Below are 1454 nucleotides of genomic sequence, written 5' to 3' on the forward strand. Positions count from 1 at the left end.
GCGGGCGCGGCGGCGAGTACGAACCTGCTCGTCCCGGTCGGACAGGCACGGACACGGGTGGGAGCCCGGACCACGGAGTTCGAGAGGACATCTACAGCGGCGAACTGCTGTTGCACGGGATGGACGGGTTCCAGCCGTGGGTCGACGCATCCGCGGGACTCGGACGGGACGACGGCGGACGTGCGAGAGCGGTCGACGTGAGCGCCGGCGTCGACTTGCTCGAAGCCGGCCACGTCGCCGAGGGTGACCACGACGAGGAGAACGGGGAACACGCCCACGAGGAGGAAACGGCCGGGCACGACGAAGAGGGCGGACACGCTCACGAGGAGACGGACTCGTCCGGCCACGACGGACACGACCACAGCGAAGGGATGGACCCACACTTCTGGATGGACCCGACCCGGGTGAAACAGGCAGTCGACACCGTCCGCGAGGCGCTCTCCGGGGTCGATAGCGACGATACCGACACCTACGCCGACAACGCGGCGGCCTACCGCGAGCGGCTAGACGGCCTCGACGACCGCTTCGCGTCGGCGGTCGCGGCCGGCGACAAAGACGTCCTCCTCGTTGCCGGTCACGACGCCTTCCAGTACTTCGGCGACCGGTACGGGGTCGAGATTCGCGCGCTCACGGACGTCTCCCCGGACGACCGACCGACGGCTCGGGACATCACGGCGGCACAGGAGATAATCGACGAACACGACCTCTCGTACGTCTGTGCGGACCCGCTGGAGTCCCAGGAGGCCGCGGAGCAACTCGTCGCCGAGACGGACGCCGAGGCAGTCCTCCCGCTGACCTCCCTCCCCGGTCTGCAGCCGGCGTGGGCGGACGACGACTGGGGGTACGTCGAGGTGATGGCGAACGTGAATCTCCCGACTATCGAGCGCGCACTGGACGTATGACGGCCTGTATCGACGTCGACGGCGTGACGTTCGCCTACGGGGACCGCCCGGTCGTCGAGGACGTGTCGATGACCGTCGAGTCCGGAGAGTTCCTCGGACTGGTCGGTCCCAACGGCTCCGGGAAGACGACCCTGCTCGAGTTGCTGATCGGTCTGCGCCGCCCCGACGAGGGGTCGGTCACGCTCTTTGGCGACCCCGCCCACGACATCTCGAACGGCGAGCGAGTGGGCTACGTCCCACAGGATGTGACGGCGGCCAGCGACGGGATGCCGGTCACCGTCGGGGAAGCCGTCAGGATGGGGCGATACCCCCACGGGCTGTTCAGACGGTTCACCGCCGCGGACCGGCGGGCCGTCGCGGATGCACTGGAGCGTGTCGGCATCGCCGACCTCGCCGACCGGCGCGTGGGTCGACTCTCCGGCGGCAGCGCCAGCGCCGTGTTCATCGCCCGCCGCGCTGGCGGCCGACGCCGACCTGCTGGCACTGGACGAACCGACCGTCGGAGTCGACGCCGAGTCCCGCGAGGCGTTCTACGCGCTGCTCGGCGAGTTG

General features: G+C 69.7%; 1 protein-coding gene and 1 pseudogene. Both read left to right on the top strand.

Annotated elements, in window-relative coordinates; all coding sequences use genetic code 11:
- Positions 1–902 (top strand): metal ABC transporter substrate-binding protein (locus GJ629_RS15760; protein WP_157513845.1); only part of this gene is annotated, 902 nt, incomplete at its 5' end.
- Positions 899–1454, top strand: a pseudogene (locus tag GJ629_RS15765) (metal ABC transporter ATP-binding protein); the annotation flags it as partial. The gene GJ629_RS15760 and the pseudogene GJ629_RS15765, both read left to right, overlap by 4 nt.

Origin of the sequence: Halapricum sp. CBA1109 (assembly GCF_009741825.1) — an archaeon.
GTDB lineage: Archaea > Halobacteriota > Halobacteria > Halobacteriales > Haloarculaceae > Halapricum.